21 protein-coding genes and 2 pseudogenes are annotated in these 19,775 nt (G+C 58.9%); 9 read left to right on the top strand and 14 right to left on the bottom strand.

Annotation, left to right across the window (positions count from 1 at the left end; genetic code table 11):
• Positions 1 to 3 precede the first annotated feature (3 nt).
• On the top strand, positions 4 to 1,008 hold the full coding sequence (locus tag AC07XB_RS20060; RefSeq protein ID WP_492829606.1) for a GlxA family transcriptional regulator: 1,005 nt from the start codon (positions 4 to 6) through the stop codon (positions 1,006 to 1,008).
• Positions 1,009 to 1,177: 169 nt separating this feature from the next.
• A complete protein-coding gene (locus AC07XB_RS20055; protein ID WP_492829549.1) occupies positions 1,178 to 2,215 on the top strand; it encodes a carbon-nitrogen hydrolase family protein in 1,038 nt (345 codons plus the stop codon).
• 57 nt (positions 2,216 to 2,272) lie between these two features.
• On the opposite strand, the gene AC07XB_RS20050 is transcribed toward AC07XB_RS20055, so the two are convergent.
• Positions 2,273 to 3,226 (bottom strand): AraC-like ligand-binding domain-containing protein, encoded by a 954-nt coding sequence (locus AC07XB_RS20050; RefSeq protein WP_492372150.1) that lies wholly within the window; start codon positions 3,224 to 3,226, stop codon positions 2,273 to 2,275.
• 226 nt (positions 3,227 to 3,452) lie between these two features.
• On the opposite strand from AC07XB_RS20050, the gene AC07XB_RS20045 reads away from it, so the two are divergent.
• Positions 3,453 to 4,319, top strand: coding sequence for a transporter (locus AC07XB_RS20045; RefSeq protein WP_492829546.1), 867 nt, complete (start codon positions 3,453 to 3,455; stop codon positions 4,317 to 4,319).
• A 91-nt stretch (positions 4,320 to 4,410) separates the two neighbouring features.
• On the opposite strand, the pseudogene AC07XB_RS20040 reads toward AC07XB_RS20045, so the two are convergent.
• The 3 genes and pseudogenes from AC07XB_RS20040 to AC07XB_RS20030 form a co-directional block, all read right to left on the bottom strand.
• A pseudogene (locus AC07XB_RS20040) lies at positions 4,411 to 4,728 on the bottom strand (helix-turn-helix domain-containing protein); the annotation flags it as partial.
• Between the two features lie 123 nt (positions 4,729 to 4,851).
• The gene (locus AC07XB_RS20035; RefSeq protein WP_492829544.1) at positions 4,852 to 5,493 is read right to left on the bottom strand and encodes a DsbA family protein; all 642 of its coding nucleotides are present in this window, start codon (positions 5,491 to 5,493) and stop codon (positions 4,852 to 4,854) included.
• Positions 5,494 to 5,524: 31 nt separating this feature from the next.
• The gene (locus AC07XB_RS20030; RefSeq protein WP_492829542.1) at positions 5,525 to 6,403 is read right to left on the bottom strand and encodes an MBL fold metallo-hydrolase; all 879 of its coding nucleotides are present in this window, start codon (positions 6,401 to 6,403) and stop codon (positions 5,525 to 5,527) included.
• A gap of 113 nt (positions 6,404 to 6,516) precedes the next feature.
• Between AC07XB_RS20030 and AC07XB_RS20025 the strand changes: the two genes are divergently transcribed.
• Positions 6,517 to 7,437, top strand: a complete 921-nt coding sequence (locus tag AC07XB_RS20025; RefSeq protein ID WP_492829540.1) for a LysR family transcriptional regulator — start codon at positions 6,517 to 6,519, stop codon at positions 7,435 to 7,437.
• Between the two features lie 222 nt (positions 7,438 to 7,659).
• Here AC07XB_RS20025 and AC07XB_RS20020 read toward each other — a convergent pair whose 3' ends face one another.
• Positions 7,660 to 8,436, bottom strand: a complete 777-nt coding sequence (locus AC07XB_RS20020; protein ID WP_492829538.1) for an alpha/beta fold hydrolase — start codon at positions 8,434 to 8,436, stop codon at positions 7,660 to 7,662.
• Between the two features lie 166 nt (positions 8,437 to 8,602).
• On the opposite strand from AC07XB_RS20020, the gene AC07XB_RS20015 reads away from it, so the two are divergent.
• Positions 8,603 to 9,559: a LysR family transcriptional regulator gene (locus AC07XB_RS20015; RefSeq protein WP_492829535.1), complete on the top strand. Its 957-nt coding sequence runs from the start codon at positions 8,603 to 8,605 to the stop codon at positions 9,557 to 9,559.
• 139 nt (positions 9,560 to 9,698) lie between these two features.
• On the opposite strand, the gene AC07XB_RS20010 is transcribed toward AC07XB_RS20015, so the two are convergent.
• Positions 9,699 to 10,892, bottom strand: coding sequence for an alpha/beta fold hydrolase (locus AC07XB_RS20010; RefSeq protein WP_492829533.1), 1,194 nt, complete (start codon positions 10,890 to 10,892; stop codon positions 9,699 to 9,701).
• An 8-nt stretch (positions 10,893 to 10,900) separates the two neighbouring features.
• Complete coding sequence (locus AC07XB_RS20005; protein ID WP_492829531.1) at positions 10,901 to 11,266, bottom strand: nuclear transport factor 2 family protein; 366 nt, start codon at positions 11,264 to 11,266, stop codon at positions 10,901 to 10,903.
• Between the two features lie 113 nt (positions 11,267 to 11,379).
• On the opposite strand from AC07XB_RS20005, the gene AC07XB_RS20000 reads away from it, so the two are divergent.
• Entirely contained in the window at positions 11,380 to 12,327 is a 948-nt protein-coding gene (locus tag AC07XB_RS20000) for an AraC family transcriptional regulator (protein WP_492372142.1), read from the top strand.
• Positions 12,328 to 12,389: 62 nt separating this feature from the next.
• On the opposite strand, the pseudogene AC07XB_RS19995 reads toward AC07XB_RS20000, so the two are convergent.
• From AC07XB_RS19995 to AC07XB_RS19970, 6 genes and pseudogenes are all read right to left on the bottom strand, one after another.
• Positions 12,390 to 12,680 (bottom strand): annotated as a pseudogene (locus tag AC07XB_RS19995) (DUF3363 domain-containing protein); the annotation flags it as partial.
• Positions 12,617 to 12,937 (bottom strand): hypothetical protein, encoded by a 321-nt coding sequence (locus AC07XB_RS19990; protein ID WP_492372180.1) that lies wholly within the window; start codon positions 12,935 to 12,937, stop codon positions 12,617 to 12,619. The gene AC07XB_RS19990 and the pseudogene AC07XB_RS19995, both read right to left, overlap by 64 nt.
• A 98-nt stretch (positions 12,938 to 13,035) precedes the next feature.
• Complete coding sequence (locus tag AC07XB_RS19985) at positions 13,036 to 13,659, bottom strand: HD domain-containing protein (protein WP_492829529.1); 624 nt, start codon at positions 13,657 to 13,659, stop codon at positions 13,036 to 13,038.
• A gap of 134 nt (positions 13,660 to 13,793) precedes the next feature.
• Positions 13,794 to 14,447: an alpha/beta fold hydrolase gene (locus tag AC07XB_RS19980; RefSeq protein ID WP_492372140.1), complete on the bottom strand. Its 654-nt coding sequence runs from the start codon at positions 14,445 to 14,447 to the stop codon at positions 13,794 to 13,796.
• A 112-nt stretch (positions 14,448 to 14,559) separates the two neighbouring features.
• Positions 14,560 to 14,910: a DUF6616 family protein gene (locus AC07XB_RS19975; protein WP_492372139.1), complete on the bottom strand. Its 351-nt coding sequence runs from the start codon at positions 14,908 to 14,910 to the stop codon at positions 14,560 to 14,562.
• 271 nt (positions 14,911 to 15,181) lie between these two features.
• A complete protein-coding gene (locus AC07XB_RS19970; RefSeq protein ID WP_492372138.1) occupies positions 15,182 to 15,823 on the bottom strand; it encodes an HD domain-containing protein in 642 nt (213 codons plus the stop codon).
• A gap of 177 nt (positions 15,824 to 16,000) precedes the next feature.
• On the opposite strand from AC07XB_RS19970, the gene AC07XB_RS19965 reads away from it, so the two are divergent.
• The gene (locus tag AC07XB_RS19965) at positions 16,001 to 16,969 is read left to right on the top strand and encodes a GlxA family transcriptional regulator (protein WP_492829526.1); all 969 of its coding nucleotides are present in this window, start codon (positions 16,001 to 16,003) and stop codon (positions 16,967 to 16,969) included.
• A 199-nt stretch (positions 16,970 to 17,168) separates the two neighbouring features.
• Here AC07XB_RS19965 and AC07XB_RS19960 read toward each other — a convergent pair whose 3' ends face one another.
• On the bottom strand, positions 17,169 to 18,125 hold the full coding sequence (locus AC07XB_RS19960) for an AraC-like ligand-binding domain-containing protein (protein ID WP_492372136.1): 957 nt from the start codon (positions 18,123 to 18,125) through the stop codon (positions 17,169 to 17,171).
• Between the two features lie 220 nt (positions 18,126 to 18,345).
• On the opposite strand from AC07XB_RS19960, the gene AC07XB_RS19955 reads away from it, so the two are divergent.
• Together AC07XB_RS19955 and AC07XB_RS19950 are read left to right on the top strand one after the other, a co-directional pair.
• Positions 18,346 to 18,693: a hypothetical protein gene (locus AC07XB_RS19955; RefSeq protein WP_492829524.1), complete on the top strand. Its 348-nt coding sequence runs from the start codon at positions 18,346 to 18,348 to the stop codon at positions 18,691 to 18,693.
• Positions 18,694 to 18,748: 55 nt separating this feature from the next.
• Positions 18,749 to 19,501 carry a DJ-1/PfpI family protein gene (locus AC07XB_RS19950; protein WP_492372134.1) on the top strand — a complete coding sequence of 251 codons (753 nt, stop codon included), beginning with the start codon at positions 18,749 to 18,751 and terminating at the stop codon, positions 19,499 to 19,501.
• Positions 19,502 to 19,775: the final 274 nt, after the last annotated feature.

Genomic DNA, 19,775 nt, shown 5'->3' with positions numbered 1-19,775 from the left:
AAAATGTCAAAGTCCCCGCCTTTCGTGCCACATGTCGAGCGACGTGTCGTTGCGGTCGCTTTTGACGACCATCAACCGCTAGATATTGTTGGACCGATGCAGGTATTCAATCTCGCGAATCGGGAAGGAATTCAGCCCCTGTATGAGGTGCGTGTGGTCGCAGAAGTGCCTGGAAGAGTACGAGTTGCCGCGGGGCCGGATATTGTCGTTGACGACGATCTGTCGCTGCTTCAGCTGGCAGATACAGTCATTGTGCCCGGCGGACCTGGAGTCGGCTCCGCCGCACAGAGCATGGCGCTGCGGCGTGCGTTGAACGCGAGCCGCGGTCGAGCACGGCGGATCTGCTCGGTTTGCACTGGCGCGTTCGTACTTGCGAGCGCCGGGTTGCTTGCGGGGCGCCGTGCGACTACGCACTGGGAGAAATGCGGCGAATTGGCCCGCCTGCATCGTGATGTTGAGGTGCTTACTTCGCCAATCTACGTCAACGATGGCGACGTTTGGACGTCCGCTGGTGTTACGGCCGGCATTGATATGGCACTTGCACTCGTAGAGCAGGACCACGGACATGTAATCGCCGCTCGGATCGCGAGGAAGCTGGTTGTGTATTTGCGGCGTCCTGGCGGCCAGCCCCAGTCCAGCGAGATGCTTGCAATGCAAGAACGTGCCGGCAACGGCCTTTATCTCGAACTCATGAACCGAGTCGCATCAACGCTATATCGTCCATGGAGTATCGAGGAATTGGCTGATGCGGTCGGCCAAACACCGCGAACTTTCCAGCGGCGCTTTAGAGAAGCGATGGGATGTTCGGCATTTGTCGCAGTACAGGACCTGCGACTCGCACGGGCCAGATTGCTGCTTGAAACGACTGACGCACTCACCGCAACGATTTCCAACAAGTGCGGTTTCGCGTCCGAAGAGCAGATGCGCCGGGCATTTCGGCGGAAGTTTGGGGCGCCGCCGGCATCGTTCAGGAGTTTCCCAAAGCAGAAGGAGACAGGAGCGGAATGACAGTGCGAGTGAAGCGCTAAAGCCCTCAGCGATTAGCTGCGTAGTCGGATTTGAACGCGACTACGCAAGCGAGGCATCCCAGGAAACTAGCACATGACAAGCAGGAATCTCAGACAAGGAGGTTGAATTTTCTCGACTATGCTTGGGAACCACACATCAGGAGACCACAATGGCCATTGAACATCCCCGCTATCGGGTAGCTGCTGTCCAGGCGGCGCCAGAGTTTCTTAATCTCGAGGCAACCGTTGACAAGACGATTTCGCTTATCGAAGAGGCTGCAGTAGGCGGCGCAAGTCTCATTGCTTTCCCTGAAACGTGGATACCGGGATACCCATGGTTTGCCTGGCTTGGCGCGCCGATCTGGGGCATGAAATTCATTCAGGCATATCATGACAACTCGATGCTCATCGACAGCGTGCAGTTCGATCGCATCGCGCAAGCGGCATCGCGTTGCAACATCACCGTTGTGCTCGGCTTCAGCGAGAAAGACGCAGGAAGCCTGTACATTGCCCAGGCCATCCTGAGTCCTGAGGGGAAGACCATCGCCACGCGCCGCAAGCTGAAGCCCACTCATGTCGAACGCGCGCTCTTCGGCGAAGGCGATGGCAGCGACCTGGCTGTTCACGACACCAACCTCGGCAGGATTGGCGCCCTTTGCTGCTGGGAGCATCTTCAGCCACTTACCAAGTATGCGATGTATGCTCAGAATGAGCAGGTCCATATCGCCGCTTGGCCCAGCTTCTCGCTTTACGTCGACGCGGCTTACGCGCTCGGACCAGAGGTAAACAACGCCGCGAGTCGGTTGTATGCGGTCGAGGGCCAGTGCTTTGTAGTTGCGCCGTGCGCAACGGTTTCGCAAAAGATGATCGACATGCTTTGCGAGACACCCGAGCAGCAAGCGCTGCTGAAATTGGGGGGCGGCCATGCGCAAATCTACGGACCTGACGGCCGATCGCTGGCCGACCCGCTGCCTCCAGATGCGGAGGGGTTGCTATACGCGGACATTGACCTCGCAGCAATCACCCTCGCTAAAGCAGCTGCTGATCCGGCTGGGCATTACTCGCGCCCGGACGTGACACAACTGCTGCTGGACCGCAATCCAAAGCCTCGTGTCGTGCATGTGAAGTACGGCCAAAGTGCAAACGGCAACTTACCGGGCATGCGAGCCGTCGAGCATATAGAGCTCGAGGAAGGTGAACAGGCCTGAGCGTTCAAACGACGTCTCCGATCAAGCTGTCCCACAGGGGACTGAACGGCCCGGCTGTTATTCGCGCGAGCGGAACGCAGCCGGGCTTTGGCCGAACCGTCTCCGGAATGCGCGGCTGAAGTGTGCGGGATCGTTGAATCCCCAGCTCATGGCGATCTGCTTGATGCTCAACCCGGAACAAGCGACGTCGAGCAGCGTCGCCCGACATGCCTGCAGCCTTTGATCCCAGATCCACTCGGCGAGCGAACACCGTTCCGCCTCGAACACTCGATACATTGAGCTGACGGACACACCGAGCGCTTCGCTGATCGAGATGATGCTCAGGTCCGGATCCGATAGATGTTCGTGAATATAGGACTTGATCCGGTTCAAGTGAAACAGCTTCAAGGTCGGTAGCGATCCGACCTGCGAAGCCGGCAAAGTCGCCAGGGCCGTAGCGACGAGATCGAGCACGGCGTTGGAGACAGATGCCTGTGTCTGACCAGCCATCGCTTCTGCATGCTCTGTTAATCCCACCACCAACTCCCCTAGCAGGCGCCCTATGCCCTGGCTGCCGCGAATGGCGATGGCCGTCAACCGTTCCGCCGATGGTGCTCGCACACGCAGGCGGTCGCGTGGCACCGTCACGACCAGTTGTTCGAAGTCCTCCCGGAACACGAGTTCGTAGGGACGAGTGCTGTCATAGATCACAAAATCCCCAGCTGCAAGTACTGCACGCCGACCATCTTGGCGTACTTCCCCCTCACCTGCCAATTGGAAGCTGACCAGGAACAGTTCGTCCTGAGTCTGCCGGATCAGTCGCGACGTCCGCCGCACGTGCTGGCCATTGGAATTCACCACCGCAAGTTCGATGTCCGCGAGATCACTCTGGGTGATGCGACCAGAAAACTGCCGCCCTCCATTGAGCTTAACGGGGTCGAAGTCCAGTTTGACGAAGGCGCGACTGATAGCGTCTCGCCAAAAGTCCAACCGCTCTTCAACAGGTGCGGAATCGGTACTCGTGCTTTTCATCGTCTAACGCATGAACAGGACATCAGTGATGTCTTGGATTGGTGCTGCTCGCCGAACAGTAATAGCCCAGGCACGCCATTTCCCGGGAGAAATCATCGGAACCGGGCCGGCAAGCTGAATCAACGATGTCGGGAGCGTGGTGCAATACCCGCGATCTTTGGCATTGCAGAATGGAACCGACCGGCAGGGGGGACTTCCTTGCCGAACCTTCCTCTGGGTATACTAAATGAAAACTCGTTTCGCCAGCTTGCTGTTTCTCTCGTTGATGGTGGCAACCTCTGCCAAGGCAACCGTTCTCGCGACCGATCCTGCGGACTATGTGCCTTTGCCACCGGGCACTAACCTCGGCCTGCTTTATTACCAGCACAGTGAGAGCACCGCTTTCTATGCCGACGGAAGGCGCACGCCGGCACCCTTTGATGTCCAGTCGGATATCGGCGTTGTCCGCTATATCCACTACGCAAGCCTCTTCGGCTTCACAGTGACGCCGCAGGTCATCATGCCCTTCGGCAGCGTGCGCATGAGTGCCCCGGCCAATCTTCATTCGAATGGTACTGGCGATCCGTTCATCGGCTCGGCGATCTGGTTCATCAACGACCCTGATCACCAGCGCTATCTCAGCACCGCCCAGTTCGTCTCCGCTCCGCTTGGGACCTACCACACCGATCAGGGATCCCTCAATCTCGGCGCACACCGCTGGACAGCCGTGACGCATCTGAACTATTCCCAGAACATCACTGGTCCAGTTTTCCTCGACTTGACAGGCGAAGTGGCTTTCTACGGCACTAACAACGATTTCGCTGGGGCTGACTACAAGCAGCGGCCGACGTTCAGCCTGCAAAGTCACCTCCGCTACGAACTCAGCAACAGAACACGGATCGCGATCACCTATTACCACACCGCGGGCGGCCGTACCGAACTCAACGGCGTCACTCAGAGCGCAAGCATGTCGACCGATACGTGCTTGTTCACAGTGGCTCACTTCTTGACACCATCACTGCAACTGGAAATCCAGGGCGGCCAGGACGTACACGTGCGCAACGGCCCCAAGGACAAGCTTCGGCTCAATCTGCGTTTAGCAAAAGCGTTTTAGCGATCGCAAGCGCGCCTGAGATATTGATGCAGCACTTATGCCGGAGAACAGGATCGATGAACGGCAAGCCCTGGGCCAATGCACAGCATGCGCGAAAACCGGTTTCCTTAGCGATGACATCAAGCGGATGCCGGCCCTGTTCGATCATCAGTCGCTCCGCCTCCAGTCGCAGCCCTTCGATTGCCTTGGCGGGAGACTGCCCCGTTTCCAGCGTGAACACACGACCGAACTAGCGCGGACTCAGATGAACAGTCTCGGCCAGTTCCTCCACGGTCAGCGAACGGCTCCGATTCTAACGTGCATAGTTCAGCGCATTCTGGATGCGATCAGAATTTGGCGCTAGGTCGAGCATTTCGGAATGCTGGGACCGCCCGCCCGCCCGACGCTGATGCATAACCAGCTTGTGCGCCGACCAAGATGGCGCCCGCCTAGCCAACGACGAAGTGCGCGTTGACCATGGTGAAAGGAAGGATGGAAATGCGACGAATGACAGTATTGGACTCATAGACGATTGACGAATCAGACCCGCGGCTCAAGCCAGTAATGCATCGAGCCTTTCGTTCAACGTGCTCAGCGCTGCTCCGGTCGCAGGGAGCTTATGCACGTTCTTTCCGTCCACGAAGAACAAGGTAGGGTAGGAGGACGCACCAAGTCCGCGCGCCAGTTCGAAGTCCACTTTCGCCTGTGCCTTGCCAAAGCCGTCTGACAGAGCACGCAATGCCAACTTCTCGTCGAGACCATAGGCCGATGCGATGCCCGCGATCGTTGCAGGATCGGACAGGCTAAGACCTCGACCGTAGAACGCCGCCTGCAGTTCATGGGCCCAATGCACGGCACGCCCAGGGGCTTGCGCCCGCAGTACAGCCAGGCCCACGGCGGCATCGACGGAGTCCATGACCATGTTGCCGTGCCTCAGCAGACTCTGATAGGCCTCGCCAAATACGGCGCCGGTCAGCTGGGCGATTCGCTCGTTGGCCTGCGGGATGTGGGGGTAACTGGCGATCGGCTTAGCGCGCTCGCCAACGAACAGGCCGCCACTAATGGCGCTGAACGCGACCTTATTGCGATTGGCGGCTTCGAACTCGCTCATGCGCTCCGAAAAGCCCCAGCACCAACCGCAGTAGGCGTCCGTGACGTACACGACGGACTTGGGCGGCAGATTGAATGCGTGCATGGTGTTGCCTCCTTCTCGCGCTTTTTTCCCACTACCACTTCATTTCGCCCTTGCCGACCTTGGCGCCGATGTCCAGGGCGATGCCGAGTCCAGCGGTGGGATATGCGGCCTTCATCGCGCCGATGAGCGTGGCACTATCGTCTGCCTGCCCCAATTCAGCATCCCAACGCTGCAGATATGCCTGCGTGAAGGCGACTTGGGAGACGTTTTGCTCCTGACCCGGAGCAGAGTGGCCTGGCACCACAATTGTCGGCAGTAGCGCGGCGATATCGCTAAGCTTCTTGGACCAAGCAGCGCGGTCTTCAGCGCTAGCGGCGTCAGCCGTCCAGACGTGTAGACCGGCGAACACATTCACTCCACCGACTACGGCCTTGATAGAGGGGATCCAGACATAGCTACGGTGTGGCAGGCGATCTTTCGTGCCACGGATTTCCAGCGTCTGACCTTCCAGCGTGATCGTGTTGCCGACGAGAACCTTTGGCAGGCTGACACTCTTTGGAGCGTTCGCGCCCATCTTCGGCGGCCAGAACGCCAGCTTCTTGGGCAACGTAGCTTCAATCTTCTTGATGGTCGGAGCAGTAGCGACGACTTTCACATCAGGGAAGTACGTCTTCAGGACGTCGATGCCAAAGTAGTAGTCGGGATCTGGCTGGCTGATATAGATCAGCTTCAGCGTCTTGCGGCTATCCAACACCATTGCGGTGATGCGCAATGCGTCTGCTCGGGTGAAGCCCGTATCGAGCAGCACAGCGTCGGTTTTGCCCGTCACCAGCACCGAGTTGACATTGAAGCTGTCCGCGTCAGCGTTGTAGACCTTCAAACTCAGCGGTCCGGGCTGGGCGTGGGCGGTTACCGCGGTAAGCGCAAATGCTGCAGCAGTAACCAAGCTGGTAAGCGAGCGAGCGATCATGGAGTTTTCCTGTTGGCAGCGGGATGCTGTCGTCAGGTGAACTATATTGACTACCAAAAGAGAGATAAACTGCGTTTCGATTAAATGTTTGTCAACTAAACCGAGCAAATGACATGGACAGACTGACGGCGATGCGCGTCTTCATCGAGATCGTGGATCGAGGAAGCGTTAGTGCGGCGGCAGACACGCTCGGCATGTCCAGAGCGATGGCAAGCCGTTATCTCGAGGGGCTGGAGGATTGGCTTGGTGCACGGCTCCTGCACCGCACTACACGTAGGCTCGCCTTGAGCGATGCGGGTGAGCGAGCGTTGGAGAACTGTCGCGAAATGGTTGCGCTGGCCGAAGACGTCGCCGCGCAAACAAGCCAGGGTGGTGGCGAAGCGCACGGGCGACTGCGGCTGACTTCGTCGCCGGCGTTCGCGCAAGCGCAGTTGACTTCGGCGATCGTGGATTTCCAGGCACTTCATCCCTTAGTGGAAATCGAGTTGATCCTGGTTGACCGAGCGGTCAACCTCGTGGAGGACCGTATCGACTTGGCCGTGCGTCTCAGCAATCGGATCGACCCCGGGCTTGTCGCTCGTCGACTAGCGACCTGCCATTCAGTCCTATGCGCCTCACCGGCGTACCTCAAGCGTGCGGGCGTTCCCAAATCCCCCGAAGACCTACGCACTCACCGCTGTATCATCCATAGCACCGCGTTCGCGCCCGAATACCACCTACGGCTCGAAGGTCAACTGACAACAATTGAAGCTCAAGGAATCCTCACCGCGAACGAGACCTCCATAATGCGGGCAGCCGCACTGGCGGGTGGCGGAATCGTAATGCTGCCCACGTTCTATGTGGGCGACGACCTGGCTCGAGGTACGTTACAGCCTGTGCTGCCCAAGTACGCGCTCGATCCCTTGGAAGTTCAAGCCTTCTTTCTATCTCGTCGGCATCAACCCAAGCCCTTACGACTTCTCATTGAGTTCCTTGCCGATCGTTTTGGTGGCGAGGTCGCGCCGTGGGACGCGAGGACGCACAGCGCGCGTTGAGCGTTTCGTACGCGGGCTGAGTTGCAGCTAGCAAGGGACGAAGAACAGCGGCAAGAGATCGCTTACAGACAGGACGTCCGTCTCGAGAGGAATTCCAGTTTCCACGTTATTCTCCTTTCTCATACGAATCCGGCGAGATCCAACGTTAGGGGACAGCCGCCGGACGATTTCAATAGACCGGGTTAGCAAGCCCCAAGTGAATTGGGCATTGGAAGCACCGCGCTATAGTTCGGCGACGAAGCGGCGGATGGCTGCCGCAACTGCAGACGGTGCTTCTAGCGGCGACAAGTGGCCGATGCCGGGTAGCACCTCAAGGCGCGCGCCGGCAATTCTCGGCAGCAATTCGGCACGCAGCGTTTCCACGCGATCTACCTTGTCCAGCTCGCCGGAGATCACCTGTACGGGCACGTTGATGGCGGCCACGTCGGCGGTGATGTCCTCGCGCATCGCCAAGTTCGGCCATGCGGCCTTGGCTTGCGGCGCACCGCGCAGGCTATCTTCGATCACCTGCTCGCGGCGCACCGGTGCGAGCGGTGTGGCAGTCAGGACGTTGTCCAGCACCCAGCCGATTGATTCGCGCGACGCATAAGCGCCTGCCATGGCCGTGCGTTGCTCGTCAGACACCATCATCGGCGACGGCGGCGACGGTGCCACGAGCACCACGCCTTCCAGCCCCGGCAGCCCGCGCGACGCCAGCAGTTGCGCAGTCTTGCCGCCCATCGAATGACCGACGAGCACGTAGCGCTTCAAGCCCAGCGCTTCGATCACGCCTTGCGCGTCGTCGGCAAGGTCGGCGATCGTGTAGCCGGCTTCCGGGGCGTCCGAATGACCCCAGCCGCGGTGGTCGGTCGCCACCGTCCGATAATTGTCCGACAGCTCGTCTGTGACGAACTGCCAGGTTCGTGACGATCCGCCGTAGTAGTGCAGAAACACCAGCACCAGGTCGCCTTGCCCCTTCTCGGTAACGCGAATCCGGATGCCGTTTGATTGGATGTCCATTGTCATCTCGCTGCTTCGTCTGTTTGTGTGGATTCAGATGCGGTCCATATTTGGCTTGCTCGCCGTTCGAACCGTGTCGTTATCGTAGACACTGGCTTCAGAATTTATAATTGTCGTTTCGTGACCTGCAGTCGATAATATAGTTATCGAATCAAGGGGACGGAAGATGGACCGATTCACTTGTATCGGCGTATTCGTGGCCGCGTTTGACGAAGGCAGCCTAGCCGCGGCCGCCCGGCGTTTCGGACTCTCGCCTGCCATGGCAGGCAAGTACGTGACCGCGCTCGAGACGGAGCTGAACGCGCGGTTGCTCCAGCGCACCACCCGCCGCCTGAGCCTGACCGACGTGGGGCACACCTATTACGACCGGTGCAAGCGGATTCTCGAAGCGTTTGACGAGGCGAATCGCGAGGCAAGCGATTCACAAAGCGTCGCCCGCGGCGTGTTACGAATCGCCGCGCCCATGACGTTCGGTGCGATGCATCTGGGAGGTGTTGTGGCGCGCTATATCGAGGCGCACCCACACGTCAACGTCGAGGTGCTGTTGAACGATCGCTATGTCGATCTGCTGGATATCGGAGCGGATTTAGCAATCCGGATCGGTCGGCTACCTGACTCCGGCCTCGTCGCACGGCGGATTGCTCCCTGTCGTATGGCGGTGTGCGCGTCCCCCGCCTATCTGCAGAAGCACGGCACGCCGCACACGGTGGAGGACCTGCAGGGCGCGCAGCGGCTTGTGTTCAGCGAGGCCGTGTCAGCCGGTGACTGGACATTGATAGACACGACAGGCCGCGCGCACGTCATCGGCGGTACGTGCCGCATTAACGCCAACAACATGCAGCTGCTGCTGGCTGCGGCACTGGAAGGCGCCGGCCTCGCCTATGGACCAACGTTCGTCTTCGGCGAGTACATTGCGCGTGGTGAGTTGGTCGCGCTGCTCCCCTCCTACCGCGCGACGGAGTTGACGATCCAGGCGGTCTATCCGAGCACGCGTCACGTGCCACTCAAAGTACGCCAGTTCATCGACCAACTAATTGGAGCATTCGGCGACCAACCTCCTTGGGATCACCTGCAGCCATCGCATGAAGCCCATGCGATGTCACGGTCTGCTTCGAGGGGCTAGCCTTACATGGTCACACGACAAAGCTAGTGATCAGCGCTTTCTCGCGTGAAGCGAAGTGCATGTCGAGCGACAGTAGAATTCAATGTCTCTGCGCATAAGTGTTCCGTCGGGCTTGTTTGATGAGTAGCACCTGCCGTCGCTAGACGGTTCTGTAGCCGCCTCGAACCCATTCCAGGATTGCCGCGGCGTACTCTTCCGCGCGGTCTTCCCAGGCGAAGTGCCCGCTGTCGAGCAGCAGGGAGCGAGTTCTCGGCAACGACTTGTTCAGGACGTCGGCGTTTTCAGGAGGGACAAGTGGATCATGCGCACCCCATATGCTCAGGATCGGGGTTCGAATGCTGGGGAATGCCGCAGGCAGAATCGGAAGATCGATGGGGTAGGCGCGCACATAGGCCATCGCCTCGATGAAGCGCCGGCCAGCCGAAGCCGCCAGATAGTCCTTCAGGGCTTGAGGCTCAGGCTTGGACTTCATCATCGAGTCAATCGCGGCAGCGGCGAACGTCTCACCATTCATTTCTTCGAAGGCAACCGTCGATGGCGCGTTGATGATGTCCTTCAACGCGCCCGCCGTGAGCGCTGCATCGGTGGCGCCGCTGCCCACTACCAAGCTCTCGAACAGTTCCGGCTGTGCCTGGGCCGCAAAGAGAAGAGCAGAGGTGCCGACGTCAGGCCCGACGGCATGGACACGGCCAAGGCCGAGCGCCGCCAGAATCTTGGGAATGAAATCGCCCATTGCTCGGGGCGACATCAATTGCTGTCGACTTTCCGAGAGTCCAAAGCCGGGAAGATCGAATGCAAGGAGGGAGGCTTCCGCGCTGAGGATCGGCCAAATTCGCTGGAAGGCATATAGACTTTCCGGCCATGGACTCGTGAGCACGATAGGAATTCGTCCTTCAACTCCGTTACGTTGGAAGCGGATTTTCAAGCCATCTACTTCGATGAACTCCATGCTGTCTGGGTTTATTGGTTTCGTCATGATGTGTTCCTTGGTTTGCATGCAATGTCGCTGTGACGGGATCTCTTTGTGGGTGTTAAGTACCGCACCGCTGCCCGGCACGCCAAAGTGCGCCTCCAGCATCGCCGGCACATTCGGCAGCATCGTGGCCACCCTATTGCCGACGCCGACGCCCATTCGAGCCAGCGCATCGGCAAGGCGGCGGCAGCGCGCGAAGGGCTCGCCCAATGTTTGGCGGCGCTCGCCATAGATCAGGGCAAGTCGCTGCAGATACACCAGCGCCGTGTGTTCGTTGAAAGACAGCGGCGACAAGGCAACGAGTTTGGCGGCGTTGCGTTCGAGGCCAGCCGCGTATGGATTGGTCTGTGCCACCGCCATGTTCCCACTCAGAACATCGTGTTCGTGTTGTTGGTCATTTCCGGAACCGGTTGCAGTACGTCCCAGTGCTCGACGATCTTTCCATCGGCATCGAAACGGAAAATGTCTACGCCAGCGGTTTCCTTGCCGCCCCAGTCCAGGTAGCGCACGTGGATGAAAGCCAGGTCGCCGTCGATCGCAATGCGCTTGACTTCGCACGGCACCTTGCCAACCTGCTTGATGTAGCCGGCGATGAAATCGGTGCCATCCGGAAACAGCGGGTTGTGCTGGATATACGGGCCGGCAACCAGGCCTGGCAGCAGCTCTGACTCGCCTTGGTTGAAGATGCGCGCGTAGATGGTGTCGATTGCGGCTTGGATGCGATCTCTATTCATGGGTTCACCTCTTGATTGTGGTGAACTGTATTGAATCAATCGCGAAGGAGATTAGCCATGTCGATAATTCGCTAACACATATCAATTCGTCTCATTCATGCTAACATGAGACGATGGACGCATTGAATGGTTGGTTGAAAGCAGTTCGGGCCGACGGCTTGGTGCTGGTGCGCACACGCGTGGCAGGGCCATGGGGGTTTGCGGTGCAAGCTCGCGATGCCGTGGTGTTTCATTTCGTCGCGGCGGGGCGCGCCTTCGTCCGCCAAGCCGATGCGGCAACCATCGAGTTGCAGGCTGGTGAAATGGTCATGTTTCCGCGTGGCCATGCGCATGAAGTGGCGTACTCAAAGCGCGGCCGAGCCATACCGCTCGAATCCTTCCTCGCCCAGCGCGATGGCGTTCTCGACAGCAATCCAAACGCCACCACGTTGATTTGCGGTCAGTTCAACGTGGATCAGCACCTGGCGCTTCCTGCTCTGCGGGCATTGCCTCAAGTCGTGGCGTTGCGCGCCGGAATGGAACCTGGCAGCTCATCGCTGAGCGATACGCTACGCATGCTGCGTCACGAAGTGGAGACGTCGAACTTCGGCAACCATATCGTGGTGCGCAACCTGCTCTCATCCCTGTTCGTTTACTTCATGCGCGGTTGGGCCGATGCGGCTTCTCCGGCGGCGAACGACTGGTTTTCAGCTTTGCGCTCGCCGCAGATGACACGGGTTCTCGCGCGTATACACGAAGCACCCGACCGTGCATGGACACTGGAGGAACTCGCCAAAGAAGCTCGCTTGTCGCGTGCTGCTTTTGCCCGCAACTTCTGCGCCTTGGTCGGCGAGCCACCACACCAATATCTGACGCGCTGGCGCATGGGCATTGCCGCGCAACTGCTGGAGGAAACCGAGTTGCGACTTGGCGAGATTGCCTCGCGCGTTGGCTATAGGTCGGAGTTTTCGTTCAGTCGTGCCTTCAAGTTGGCACGGGGGGTTTCGCCGACCCAGCACCGCCGCGCACCACGGCGCCACGCGCCTGCTGGCCAGCGCGAGCCTGGATCGGTTACATCATAGGTCTATGTTCAAACTGAAGGCCCACGTTGTCTGCCAAGCTCCCAGGACGCGCCACCACCGCACAACGTTGCCAGCAGATTACGCGCGAGGATGAGGCGCCGACTAGCCTGTTCGGCCAGCCCCTGTTCCGTCAGGAAATCGGCGCGCTGCCGCGGCGCATCCTTGATCTCGCTACCAAAGCCCAAGTCACCCTGCCCCTTGCCGCCACCGATCAACTACTGGTCGAGCCAAGTGGCGCCGATCACGCGCGCCTGCCGCTCAATTAGCAGGTGCGATTTCAGTTCCACGGTCACGCTGCCGCCCAGGCGCTGCGCATCGTGCTGGCGGCCCCGCTCAGTCGAATCTCCGGGCACATCAGGGGCCATTTCCGGACCGCGTTGGCCACGGTGTCGCGAACGACCTTGAATGCTGGTTGTTCCGGGACGCCCAGTTCCCCGCAGAACGTGCGAATGATGGCGGGGCTGATGCTCGGTTTGGCCGCCCGCCCGCGTGCTTCATCCTTCTTGGGTTTCGCCATCAGTTCTGGCGGCGGGATGTGCAACGCATGCCCGCTGCGCTTGTTGTAGGCGGAGTCGATTTGAGGCCGATCTCGGGGAACAAGGACGACCAAGTCCTGTTTGATATCGTCGGAAATCCGTTCGGGATCTCGCTGTTCCGCGCTGATCCGGTGCGCCCTCCCTGTGGGGAGAGCGCGAGATCGAGTTCAGGCTACTCGTCGAACGGCGCTCCGTTCAGCACCGCCTGCCCGTCGGGCATCGCCATCGGCGCGCGATTGTGCGCGATGCAGGTGCATATGTGGTTAAAGTGTTGGTAGGGCTGCTTGGTGTCGAGCTCTTCGCAGAGGAGCTCGTAGAAGCCTCGTTTAAAGCCCAGGCGTGGATAGCGCTTCACGACTTCAGCCACGTCTGCGGGGTCGAGCTTGCCGTCAGGGAGTCCGACGACATCGTACAGGATCCCGAGCTCCACCAGGCGCGCTTCGTCCTCCTTGTAGAGATTGATGTCCCATGTATGCAGAGCGATCGTGCTCCACACCTGCCACGACCGGATATCCGGCACGCCCCGATCCTTGAGGAACCGACGGGCCGCATGAGCACCCTCGATCTCGAAGCGATGCGGGCCGCGCCCATGTTCTGTGAAGCCGAGGTCGTGCAACGTCGCCGAGAGGAACATCAACTCGCGATCAGCCTTGGAATTCTCCTGCCGTGCAAACAGCTCGGTAAACCAGTAGCACCGCATGACGTGGTTGTAGAGCATCGCGCTGGACGACGATTGCACGAACTCCTCAGCTTCCCGGGCCAACTGGGTCTCCGGTGCTTTAATTCCTGAGATCATAAGTACCTCCTGCAGTGTGCCCTACACGATGGTTGATCGAGGTAACGGGCATGCCCGATCCCCCGCCGGCAATGAAGATGGTGTTGCCTGCGAGTTTCATGTTTCCGCTCCTTCTTGAGGGTTAGCTACCGGTGTCAGTCAGGGAACCGGTCGCCAAACATCGGCAAGCCGCCGAGGGACTGTGTCTTGGTTGCCTCTGGCCTGGGTAGCTGCCGACGTCGTCCGAATCGAAGGCGGTAAGCACGTCCCAATGCTCGGCGAGCCATCTGCCGGCCACTGCCGGAAACGCGTCCGTGCGAGATCACGTAATCCTCCTCAGCTGCGATGGCGTGATTTTCGTATTCCAGCGCGCGCGGCACCGTCCGGACCTGGTTGAACAGTCCGTCGGGGCTGGGCGCAATGTGAGCGCTGCGCTGAATGTAGCCATCCGACCAATACTGGTCGGCGGCCGCGTAATCCCGCTTGTTGAAGAACGTATCGAAGGCGCCGAGAACGAGCGCCGTGCTCTGCTCTTGTGTGAGCTTGCCCGCGGCGCGCACATCCGCGAATTCATGAATCAATCGCGCGTGCTCTTTGGCCGACTTCAGGGGCAATAGATGGCCAGTGTCCTGCACGATCTGTAGAACGGCATGCGGAACGCGCAACAATGGCTCTGCCTTGAAAAGCTCGATGGAATCGGCCACATCGAGTTCGCCCGCGATGACGATGGTCGGCACGTTGATTGCCGGCACGTCACTGGTGATGTTCAGAGTGAGTTCACCGTCGCTGCTGTCGGAGGTGATTGTCATGACAGTCTCCTCGACCTTTGACGGCTATACTTGGCACCCACACTGCCACCTGCGCGCCGCCGCAAGATTCGCAAAGATAGGCATCGATGATCGGGTAGCTCTGTGAAAAGGCTTAGCCCGGACGAGCCATCTTGACGTTGCCTAGCAGTACATCCGAAAAACCCTCCGCAGGCCCGCTGACATTCACCTGCTCAAAGTAGTCGTACCAGCCGGACGCAGCAATCCGGCGCTCGAATTCGCGCTGAAACTCAGCACTCGGCACGCGATAGACGCAAAAGAAATCGTACGGCGCACGACGATCCGTTTCGCAGGCGTTCTTGCCATAGGCGATGACATCGACGCCGGCATCTTTCATTCCGTTTACCGACTCGATAACTTTTTTAATGAAATCGGCCCGCTCATTTTCGGAGAGTTTGGCCCAGGCAGGACCGTAGTTGTAGAGTTCGACAAATATCTGTTGCACGGATGTTACCTCCGAGTGTGCTAAATGAAGCCATTCCTCGATGAAAAGCGTGGTTGCAGCAACGTCAAGGTGAATTATTTCGTGATGATCCCATGCCGTCCCTTGACGTATTTTGCATTGGCTACTCGGCGAAAGGTGAATTGCGCGGGAGATCAACTGCAGACATACGCTTATACTCAGGCACGTACATCATTGTGCATTTCGCTGGCCAACGGCCAGCGAAGAAATTCGCGACCCGTTCTAACCCACCGCGTTGACGCGACAAAACCTCTCAGCTGTCGAATGGAGCGTCGTTGATGAGGTCGCACAGGTTTGGACAACCGAAGCCATGAACATGGCGATGTCCAATATCGACCAATCCGGTGCCAAAAGATGTATGGGGCTTTTTCCTGACGACTTCAGCTAACGCTTCCGTAAACGCGGCCTTCATTCCTATCCGAGGGTAAAGAGCAAGCACATCATCAACTAGGGATGGCGTAATTTCATCAAGTCGAAGCCCAAAAAGGTCGGCATAAGCCCCGATGTGAATCAGTGCAACCTCGGGCTGCTTGCGATCAACGATGCCCGTGGAAGTGTGGAGAGCGATGGCATCCCAGACAAGCTCGGCCTTGGATTTCGGGTAGTCGTTCTCGAGCAGGAACCTGTTGGCAGCATCGGCACTATCAACCTCGAAGCGCTGGTCCGCCGCGAATTCGTCGGAGAGACTGAGGTCGTGCAGAATTGCGGCTAGGTAGACAAGCTCGCGGTCGTACGCTAGCCCCCGCCGCTTGGCGATAAATTCTGCAAACCACCAGGTCCGGTGCAAGTGGTTAAGCAGTACCTTTGAATGGACCCGTTCGACGAGCGATACCGCTTTCCGGGTGAGCGCAGAATCCGGGGCGCTGACGCCTCCGATAGTGACTGGCGTGTTCATGTGTCCTCCGCGAACGTGAAGTGAACGAGGCTTTCAGTCTAGGCGCCCTCGGCTTGGCGCAAATGACTGTTTTCAGTCTATTTGTGCCAAAATTCAATCTTGTACATACGCGAGGCGAAAATGAGGAAGCGGACGGAGGCGCGTAAGCAGCCTAAGGCTGGCCGGCATAGGCGAATCGTGATTTTGGGTTTGCCGCCGGTCGATGCGATTGACGTGATCGGACCTGCCGAAGTGTTCTCCTTTGCGAACCGGCTACTCGATGGGCCCGCTCCCTACACAATTGAATTGGTATGCTGCAGTGCGGATGTGTGTCTGGAAAGCGAAATCGGCATCGGACTACGGGGGCACAGGACGCTTGAACAGGAGAGCCGTAGCGACGAGTCGATCGACACCTTGATTGTCGCTTCGGGCTTGAAGGCAATCGACCGACTTGATCCAGCAGCGATTGAGTGGATCCGAACCAAGTCACCGTCAGTGCGCCGCGTATGCTCAATATGTGTTGGCGCGTTCGCGTTGGCAGATGCAGGACTACTGGACGGTCGTAGAGCGACAACTCATTGGTGTATGGCAACACAATTGGCTGAACGCTACCCAAAAGTCGCGGTCGATCCGACGCCTATCTGGGTGAAAGATGGCAATGTGTATACCTCGGCCGGCATCTCCGCAGGGATCGATCTAGCGCTCGCGCTGGTAGCCGAAGACCTAGGAGATGACGCCGCGCTGGAAATTGCGAAGACTTTAGTCCTATTCCTGCGACGGCCAGGCGGGCAAGCGCAGTTCAGCGTCGCCCTTCGATCGCAGCGGGCGTCGAGTTCGAGCCTGGACGAGTTGTGCCTTTGGATCGGCGAGCATTTGCATGCGGAGCTTACGGTAGAGATACTGGCAGACAGACTATCAACCAGTGTCAGGACGCTTATCCGTACGTTTCGACGGGAATTAAACGTCACGCCCGCCAAGTATGTGGAAGAGGTGCGGTTAGAAGCTGCCTGCCGGGCATTCGAGTTGGGGCGGAATTCGACGGAAGAGATCGCACGTCGATGCGGTTATCGTAGCGTCGACGTGCTGCGAAAGGCGTTCATAAGACGTATGGGCGTGAGCCCCAACGAGTACGCGCGACGTTTCGCGCGAGACGGCGAGCCGGGCTAAAGGGGCTAGGGCAGCCCAAGTAGGGCCATATTGGCCCCTACTTGACGCGAACAACTTCGTCCCGTCTTTATCGCGACACAACCGGATCAGCGGCGGCCATCGGCACGGCAATTCAAGGCCATGCAGGCGGCGACGCCCGAGTGCTCAAGATCGCCAATGCGATCGAGGCTAGGCTAGGCGGAACTTTCCGAAAACGCTTTCAATCTCGAACGAGCGTCGCCTTGTATTCGCGCGGCGACATGCCGAAGGCGGCGCGAAACCGCTTGCTAAAGTGGGCAAAATTATTGAAGCCATTGTCCATTGCGATCTGGCTGATATATCTAGCCGCCAACAGCGGATCAGCCAGGTCGCGTCGCGCGCGTTCCAGGCGCCTGCTCCAAATACAGTCACTGACTGTTTCCCCCTCCTCGCGGAACAGCGACTGCAGATAGCGAGGCGAGATGCCGAGGACTGACGCCACCCTTTCCGTATTGAGATCAGGATTGTGCAGCGACTCTTCGATTACCGCCTTGGCCCGGCACTTCAGTGCGGTACCGGCCCAACTCGGTCGACGCTCGTCGGCGGAGATTAAGTCACTCAGAGCAGCGGTCACCAGATCGACGGCGATGGAGGATAGACGACGCGCCATGGCCGGATCGACCTGCGACACCACGCCGCCAAGTTGGCGCAGGAAGGGCACCGTCAAGGTACCTAACAGGCTACCGCCACGGACGGCACGAGCGGTCATCCGTTCCGTTTGCCCCAAGCGGCCGACTAATCGTTGCCGGGGAATTTGGAAAACCAGCGCTTCGAAATCATCGCGGAATTGAAGCGTGTACGGACGGACGGAATCGTAGCAGACACAATCTCCGGCGGTGATCGTTGCATCCCGCCCGTCCTGCACAACCGTGCTATTGCCGCTCAACTGAAACTGCATGAGGGCGTACTCCTCACGCCCGCCGTCGATCCGCTGGGACGTACGAATCACTTGATGGTCGCGGCTACGCACCTGGGAAAATTGCAAGTCGTCGACCTGTGCCGTACTAATTTCGCCAAAAAAAGGGCGATCCGACAGCGGAACACAATCTATCTGCACAAATGTGTTGCACACGACATCCTGCCAGTAGGCGAACCGTTTGGAGTCGGCTACACCTGTCGTGGAATGGAACCTGTTCATCCCGCCACCCGCTGCACGAAATACGGCATTTGGAGGCAGCCACGATATCACGTGACCGCTCCAATCTCAATGCATCAGCGACACGTGACACATTGGGCATTTTTCTCCTGGAGCGATTTGTCGCACTGCGCTTGGAAACAACTATTACCTCGCCACCAGAAAAGTGCGCGGACGGCAAAGGAATAGTCTAGGCGACTACATATCAACGTGAAGAAAGGCGATGGAAGCGATCAAAGCCGCGTGCGTACAGGCGGCCCCCCGTGTCAAGCTGCTGAGTCCGACTACCGGCAAGCCGGGAGGCGGCTTCTCCATGATCTATGGGCTGGATGGCCATCCTTTGTGTTCGCCTCTGCCCGAGGATGAGGAAGGCATTCTCTATGCCGACCTCGATCCCACCAAAATCGTCCTCTCCAAGAGTGCCGCCGATCCTGTGGGACATTATTCGCGCCCCGACACCGTGCGGCTCGTCGTCGACAAAACGCGCCGGAAGGTGATGAGCGTCGTCGGCGAGGATGTGCCCAGTCCCACAGACCAAGAAGCGCCGCAGCTGCTAGATGCGGCCGTTTGATTACAACCATATCTCCAATCGATGTCTCTTTGAGTATCAATAGAAAGCGAGCGTAATGATGACCAATGAATCCCTGAAAACAGACATTCCTTCTCTCAACAGGCTTCGCGACGCGACCGCAAAAAAGGGCCCTCCGTTCCGGGTCGGCATTATGATCGGCCCCGGCTACTTTCCGCTGGACATGGTTGGTGTCCAGGCCGTCCTTGGCACGTTGCCTGGCGCCGAAATTTACTTGGTCTGGAAGTCGCGCGAGCCGGTCGAAGGTTTCCAGGGCTTTTGGACGCTCCCCACAGCGACCTTTTCCGATTGCCCTGACCTGGATGTCATCGCCGTGCCGATGATGCCTCCGGAAGTGCAGACCGATCGCGAAGTTGTGGACTTTGTCGCGACCCGGGGAAAAATGGCGCGCTACCTCATCGGCGTTTGCAATGGCGTACTGACGCTCGGTGCCGCCGGGTTTCTGCGAGGCAAGCGCGCAACGATCAGCCATAACTCCCACTCGATTCTGCCTCACTACGGCGTGACGGAGGTCGTCACGGGTGGAGTTGTCGCGGATGGGAATGTCTATACCGCCGGTCCGAGCGTGGGCAGTTTCGAAGCGGCCCTTCTCGTGGCGGAACAGGCGTTCGGGCGACAGGTCGCGGAACTGGCCGAATTTATCGTCGAGTACGACCCGCATCCGCCATTCGGCACCGGAACCGCGGCAAGCGCAGGTCCCGCGGCGGTGGGCAAGTTCGAAGGAATGATGGCCGACATGATTTCCCTCTATCGCGCCGAAGCTTTGAAGTTCGCCGCCGCTACCGCCTGAAGGCGGCGCTCGGAAGCGCTGGCTTGGTCGGCTGGGACGTAAGTTCCAGCCGACTTCGGCCGGCGGACGTTCTCAAGACAGTACCCGTCGCGCCTAGCTCTTGTTACAGATGGGAACGGGGTTCCTCGCAGTCGCATCCTGTCGACGACGCACCGCTGAGCCAGCCGAAGCAACAGCAAAGGAAAGGCTGATTTAATCTGCGTGGCAGTCATCGTTGAGTGGCTCGTAAGCGCTGTCATATTTGTGCCTGAGAGATGAGTCAGAGATGAAGCGA

It is taken from the genome of Cupriavidus sp. GW821-FHT02F09, from assembly GCF_059421605.1.
Note: the sequence above shows the minus strand (reverse complement) of the source record. Positions and strands in the feature narration are given on the sequence as shown.